Source organism: Wolbachia endosymbiont of Mansonella perstans (assembly GCF_020278605.1).
Lineage (GTDB): Bacteria > Pseudomonadota > Alphaproteobacteria > Rickettsiales > Anaplasmataceae > Wolbachia.
Genome location: NZ_JACZHU010000018.1, coordinates 7,724 through 14,499, shown reverse-complemented (window position 1 = coordinate 14,499; position 6,776 = coordinate 7,724). Strand labels below are relative to the sequence as shown.

Here is a 6,776-nt window from a genome sequence, read left to right as displayed (position 1 = left end):
TACATTGAGTTTTTGTTGTTTGATCTGTACGGATTGAAGATAAACAATAGCTTCAGTATTATGATAAAGGTAATGGCAAAAGTTTTCAAGTAATTTTTTTGTTTCTACTGGATAACGACTAGGGATTGCTTTCGAATTACCACTTGTATAGCTGTATTGTCAGCACACTTAAGTTGTTTTAATAAATTTTGATTGAAAAATAGTTTCTTTATTATATAAATGCTACTTTAGAGTAATCAAAATGGAAGACAATAAATATAGCTTAAGTTTAAGGATTATTCATTGGCTAATGATTGTTTTTATTATCGGTATGCTCTGCTCTAGGTTTTATATGAAAAGCTTGCCAGTTAGCAATGAAATTAAGTTCATCATATACGCTATTCACAAGGCTTGTGGCATCACTATCTTTGGGTTAGTCATAGCACGCATACTTTTTCGCGCCTTTACTCTCATTCCACCACTTCCAGCAAGTTTTTCCCGATTTGAGATCAATATAAGCAAAACAGTGCACCTTGGTTTATATGCTTTAATGATACTAGTACCGTTATCTGGTTGTGTCATGTTTTCTGCCTCTGGCAAGAGGATCAAATATTTTTTTCACATCCCTTTGTTAACTAGTAAATACAAAGAGCTAGCTAGTGCAGCCAATGGGCTACATTCAATACTTACATACTTTACAGTATTCTTTATAGTCTTGTGATACTTGCTGCTTTAAAACACACATTGATAGATAAGCAAAACATTTTTAAACGCATTATATAGATTATATGTTGAGCAATCTCTGGAAAAAAGGAACGGATTTTCTTGGTAGTGAGTTTGCAATAATGGGTGGTGCTATGAGCTGGGTCTCAGAGAGAAACTTGGTTTCAGCAATCTCAAACGCTGGTGGTTTTGGCATAATTGCATGTGGTGCTATGTCTCCAGAATTGCTAAAAAAAGAAATCGCAGAGACACAGAAACTAACTAATAAGCCATTTTGCATCAATCTGATCACTATTCACCCAAACTTGAGTGAGTTGATAGATGTGTGTATTGAAGCAAAAGTAAGCCACATAGTTTTTGCAGGTGGGTTACCGACAAAACCTAGCATAGAAAAAATCAAGAATGTGGGCACTAAAGTTATGTGTTTTGCACCATCATTAAACCTTGCGAAAAGGTTAGTAAAAATAGGGGTAGATGCATTAATAATAGAAGGAATGGAAGCAGGTGGACATATAGGTCCAGTTAGTACTTCTGTTCTCGCACAAGAGATATTACCTTACTTTAAAAGTGAACAAACACCAGTGTTTGTTGCAGGTGGAATAGGAAGAGGCGAGATGATAGTGAATTACCTAGAAATGGGAGCAAGTGGATGTCAAATAGGTACATTATTCGTCTGCACAAACGAGTCGATTGCCCATAAAAATTTCAAGGAGGTGTTTATTAAGTCAGCTGCACGTAACGCGGTTTCTTCTGTACAAATAAGTGCTGATTTTCCTGTAATTCCAGTAAGAGCCGTAGCTAACAAAGCGAGTGATGATTTTGTGAAGCACCAAAGAGAAGTTATTGATAAGTACCAAAAAGGACAGATTTCAAAAGAAGACGGACAGCTTGAAATAGAAAGGTTCTGGGCTGGAGCCTTAAGAAGAGCAGTGATTGAAGGAGATATTGAAACAGGATCTTTAATGGCCGGTCAAAGCGTTGGCATGGTTGATAGGGAAAGACCCGTAAAAGAAGTGATAGATATGTTAATTCAACAGGCAAATAATTATATCAAAAACAAATCTATAAAAGTGAAAAACTCAATCATTAGCAAAGCAAATATCAACCAATAAGCAAATCGCCGTAATCGTCCATAAATAGAGTATAATTCCCCAGTTTTAATGTAAAATTAACGCTGATTAAGGTATCTATACATTTTGTTATGTATGGAGAAATGTTATGCTAGGTACTTTAAAAAAACTTAAGAGTAATGAAAGAGATCCTAACGAACAATTGTACAACACTATACACGCAAAGGTAACAAAAAAAACACATAACCGTAAAAGCCCAAAAAAGGGAGATCTCGACAAATGCATAGAGTTTTTCAAGAGAGGGGCTGATCCTAATGTATTAAGTGAATTAGAAAAATCACTTATAGAACAAGAAGAATATCAAAAATATTACAAGTATTATATCGAGAACTTCCTTCCAGCGTTGAAGGATAAAGTAATGAAATCAGAAGAACTAGCTGTACCTACAGTATTTAACAATGAAGCAGAACAATCACAAAGACCACAAACAAGAAGAGGGAAAATATTAGGAATAATTTTAAACACTATTAGCAGAAGCAACTATCAAATCGATCTTAGAAATAGTAGGATAGACGGACAAGATGAAGCAGGTACTCCTAAATTCAGTGATGATTTAAAACCACCCGTGCCGAGCAAGAAAAACTCACCATCACCATTAAGTAGAAGTGTAAGCTCAGTATCAAGCTCTGTTGGAGGAAATGATAATCTACAAAAAGAAGAAATTGAGCAACCAGAGCAGGATCCAGAAGAAAACCCAAAGAAGCAAGAAAATAAAAATTCAGGTAGTCAAGCATACCAAGTTAAAGAAGAATCAACCAAAGTGCCATTACAGCACGTGATTGTAGCCAAGGAAGAGCCAAAAATCTCAGTGTCAGCTATTCCGGGAACAAATAAGAATACAAGGGATTCAATGAAACCTGAAAACAAAAAGAACGGAAAAAATGTCATTGCAATCGCGCAAAAATCTTCTGCAAATGAAAATAATAGCGAAGATACTCTACCTGAAAAACAACCAAATAACAGAAATTTTTGCATTGCACTTTCAACAGGTTGTGCTTTCTCCGCAATAGGATGTCTTATCACAGGAGTAGTAACTTTGGAGATGGTAGGGACAGGATTGTTGGTTATGTCTATAGTGTTTGCTATAGTAGCAGCAGTCACACGGTATTTACTTCCTCCTTCAAGTAAATTAACACCCACCGATTTGAGCCCTCTTATTGATGATAGTAAACAGCGGTAAAAATAAAATATATGTTACTCATAGTGAACAAACAAATTCAGTTCTTGCCTGTTGATGTGAAAGTCGTTATAATCAGGTAGTGTTTAAAAGGTATTTAGTTGATGCACATTCAATTGAATAAAATTTTAGTTTTTATAGTCCTGTTAAGCCTAATTTTTACATCATACTCGGGCAAAGCGATTTCAGTAGATAATGAATTGAAGGATGTACAAGAAACGGTAAGGAATTTTACTTCTTCATTTTCAGTTAAAGATACCTTAGAAAATATGAGTCCTTCGACAATCATAGGATTATGCATAGCTGCAGTGATACTTGCAATATTGTTTAGGGGCCTGATCTTTTTCATGATAATGTTTAGCGTACTAGTCATGATGTTCGGTAGCACGGAAAAAGTAACTGACTACTTGAAAGAGAAGTTTAGTTTTGTAAAAGTAAAACCTGATGACGAAAAAGATAAAAATTAAGATCACTACCTTTATTGAACGCACATAATGTTGTATGCAGCCAAAAATACCAGTAATTAACACTAAGCTTGAAAAAAAGAATAATTTAGCATTACTAGAAAGTATTGATTTAGACTTTATCCCTTACGCTTGTCATTATGATGAAGAAACCATACTAACAAAACAGGGAGAATTATTAAAAATAATCAAGTTAGAAGATTACTCCTCTGCTGATAACTACAGCGACCTTAGAACTGAAATTAGAAAAAGCATATCAAAAAATATCAATAGCTTATATTTCACTGTTTGGATTCATACTGTCCGAAAGCGCAATAAACTGAGTTTAAAATGGAATAAGACTGGAGACTTTTCTGATAAGCTACATTCAACGTGGCTTAATAAACTTACTGATAGTAAACTGCAGTATATAAACGAGTTATACATCGTAGTATTATTTAGCGATTTTGGCGAGCATACTAATAATTCATTTTTTCTTAGTAAAATAAAAAATCAGCATAAGCTGTATCTACAAGAAAACCATCGGGAATTACAAAGGGTAACTGATTTAATTCAAAGTGATTTAGAGCCTTTCGGAGCTAAAAAGCTAGGCCTAAGGTTTAGTGAGCGTAAAATGTATTCTGAAATGATAGAATTTCTCCATTATATTGTTACGTTAACATACAAAGATTACCCAATATGTGAAAGGGATCTGTCGCAACATGTTAAAAACTTAAAGATAGCTTTTGGTTTTAACACATTTCAAACAACATTTGAAAATCAACAGAAATTTGGTTCTATTTTTTGTATAAAGGAATATCGTGAAATCCCTTTAGAAAATATAGATAGGTGTTTACAACTTGACTCTGAGTTTATTATTACAGAAATAATAATATTCACTAGTAATAACAAAGCAGTCAAAGAATTTAAAAAACAAATCAATATGCTGCAAATCAGTGAGGATAGTACCTTACTTCAAAACTCAGAAATCAAAGAAATAATAGAACTTGAAAAAACTTCTGCTATAGACTTTTGTCAACAGAAAATTATTTTCACAATTTTTGCTGACGATAGAAAGAGACTAGCTGAAAACATCAGCGATTTGTCCGCCGTAATGTCGTTAGTCGGGTTGATGATGTTTAGAGCTGATCTACATATGGAAGACCATTTTTGGGCACAACTTCCAGGCAATTTTACTTTTGTTGCACAACCGAAAAATATACTAAAAAAATATGCCTGCAGCTTTGCTATGCTACATGATTTTACGTCAGGTACATTAAAAGGAGGAAGGTGGAGAGAAGCAGTAACAGTCTTTTTTTCAAAAAAAGGAAGCCCTTACTTTTTTAATTTTCATGGAAAGAAAAACAATGGTCATACTACGATACTTGGCGCTCCAAGTTCAGGCAGAACTTCACTGATTAACTTCCTGTTGTCAGAGTCAAGAAAATTTGATCCTAGAATTATCATGTTAGACAACACTGGAAAGTCAATAATTTTTACTAAAGCGGTGAGTGGTAAATACTACATAATTGATCCAAAATATAAAGATAAAAGCCTGAAATTTAATCCACTAAACATTGAAAATAGTGCTTCCAATCGGAATATGTTAGCTGAACTGATCAAAAGAATGGTGGCTGATATAAACTCGGTGGATGTGGAAGAGAAGATAAAAAAAATTGTAGATTCTATATTTGCTATACCAAGGGAGTCACGTTCTATTTCACAAATTTCTGAAGTGCTCTTACTCCTTGGGGGTAAGATAAGTAAATGGTGCAATGATGGTGAGTTTGCTTATTTATTTCAAGATGGTGATGAATCGGATATTGACTGGGAAATAAGAACTATATCTCTTAACACAGCAAACCTTATAAAACAAAAGGAATGTATGTCCGTGATACTCTACTATTTCTTATACTCTTTTGAAGCAAAATGTGATGGTTCACCTGCAATACTCGTTTTGGATGAAGCATGGGAAATAAGTAATATTTTTCCCACAGAGAAAGAGTTTGATAACTGGATGCACAGGATGACAAAATTAAATGTTGTGGTAATTCTAAGTACTGAAAACTTAAACCTGGCATTTGCTAGTAAATTTACTCAATACCTGGACAAACACATTGATACAAGGATTTTGATGCCGAACGTCAATGCAAATAGATTATACATGAAAGCATTTTCTCTATCGAAAGAGGAACTGAACATAATCCTGCAAACACCAACACAAGAAGGTTTATTTTTGATAAAACAGTACAAAGGACTAGTAACTTTAAATTTAGATTTGAAAGATATGCAAGAAATACACATACTTTCAGCTAATAAAGATACTATAAAATATATGTATGAAGCAATAAAAGAAAAAGGGGAAGAAGTTAATAAGTGGTTACCAGTGTTTTATGAGAAGTGTAAAGCTTAAAGCCAAATTTTTTTTCCTAGTATTGATTTTGCTTGGTGCAAATAGTGGGTACTCTGATGTTTGCCAAGATACATTATATTTTCGTACTGATATTGAAGCTGCAGAGAGCTCAATAGGAAAAGGTCTTTGGAACTTAGTTACTGGCAAGTGGGGTAATTTGAATTTTGATCCTCATTTATTAAAAGAAATTAAAGTAACGGCAGTGAAAGATCAAGGAATAAGTGGTTATTTTGATCCAAAAATTCAAGTTTGCGACTATGAAGGAGATAATTGTTATATATTACCCAACAAAACTTCATGCCGCCAGATATACGGAATGCAGGCAAGCGGGTCTGGAATTTCTGCAGCAGTTTTTATCGACTGGGAAGGAGATACAATATTAGATGGTGGCAAAATTAAGGAAGGAATTGCGGAAGGCCTTGGATGGGAATGGGCAGATGGTGTCACTGACGAAGAGAAAAGTAAATTTGTTAATTCTCCTAAGATATGTGCTTGCAGCCAAAAAGCCGCCTGCATGGGGATTTTTTCATATTTTCCTAGAGCAGGTGAAGGAGCAAACATTTTTAGTCCTGAAGATATGGCAAACACCTGTGATACTTGCTATCAAAAAGTGGTGAAATGCGCTCCTGTGCCACTTGCACCTGGCCCACCTCCGTTCTGTGAACAACTTGCGATGTCATCTCCACAAGTTAGAATTGTTCCTGTAACAAACGAAAAAAATGACTACTTTGATCCTAAGGTTAAGGTAATAATTGGTGAACTAATAGGAAAAGACGGAGAAATCGGAGAAAAGTTAGATTTTCCCAAAAAGTACAAAAAGGATAAGGCTAGGGAGGGCCCTACTCCGGATGAAGTTAGGGAGCATTCTATTTTAGATAGAGGTGGCACTACACATTACTTCGAAACTTACA

Annotated in this window: 4 protein-coding genes and 2 pseudogenes; all 6 read left to right on the top strand. The window is 34.6% G+C overall.

The genetic code is table 11. The features are described from left to right. Positions 1–241: 241 nt before the first annotated feature. A pseudogene (locus tag IHO13_RS01805) lies at positions 242–762 on the top strand (cytochrome b). Positions 763–767: 5 nt separating this feature from the next. Next, entirely contained in the window at positions 768–1,814 is a 1,047-nt protein-coding gene (locus tag IHO13_RS01800; RefSeq protein WP_225538003.1) for an NAD(P)H-dependent flavin oxidoreductase, read from the top strand. Between the two features lie 106 nt (positions 1,815–1,920). After that, complete coding sequence (locus tag IHO13_RS01795; RefSeq protein ID WP_225538002.1) at positions 1,921–3,012, top strand: hypothetical protein; 1,092 nt, start codon at positions 1,921–1,923, stop codon at positions 3,010–3,012. 101 nt (positions 3,013–3,113) lie between these two features. Beyond that, the gene (gene cas5, locus IHO13_RS01790) at positions 3,114–3,476 is read left to right on the top strand and encodes a CRISPR-associated protein Cas5 (RefSeq protein ID WP_225538001.1); all 363 of its coding nucleotides are present in this window, start codon (positions 3,114–3,116) and stop codon (positions 3,474–3,476) included. Between the two features lie 34 nt (positions 3,477–3,510). Then, the gene (locus IHO13_RS01785) at positions 3,511–5,865 is read left to right on the top strand and encodes a VirB4 family type IV secretion/conjugal transfer ATPase (RefSeq protein WP_225538000.1); all 2,355 of its coding nucleotides are present in this window, start codon (positions 3,511–3,513) and stop codon (positions 5,863–5,865) included. After that, positions 5,846–6,776, top strand: a pseudogene (locus IHO13_RS01780) (hypothetical protein); the annotation flags it as partial. The gene IHO13_RS01785 and the pseudogene IHO13_RS01780, both read left to right, overlap by 20 nt.

What these genes read in the sequence shown, in the direction of transcription:
- IHO13_RS01795 (WP_225538002.1), top strand. Translation starts at nt 1,921, where the DNA reads ATGCTAGGTACTTTAAAAAAACTTAAGAGTAATGAAAGAGATCCTAAC.
- IHO13_RS01800 (WP_225538003.1), top strand. Translation starts at nt 768, where the DNA reads ATGTTGAGCAATCTCTGGAAAAAAGGAACGGATTTTCTTGGTAGTGAG.
- IHO13_RS01785 (WP_225538000.1), top strand. Translation starts at nt 3,511, where the DNA reads ATGCAGCCAAAAATACCAGTAATTAACACTAAGCTTGAAAAAAAGAAT.
- cas5 (WP_225538001.1), top strand. Translation starts at nt 3,114, where the DNA reads ATGCACATTCAATTGAATAAAATTTTAGTTTTTATAGTCCTGTTAAGC.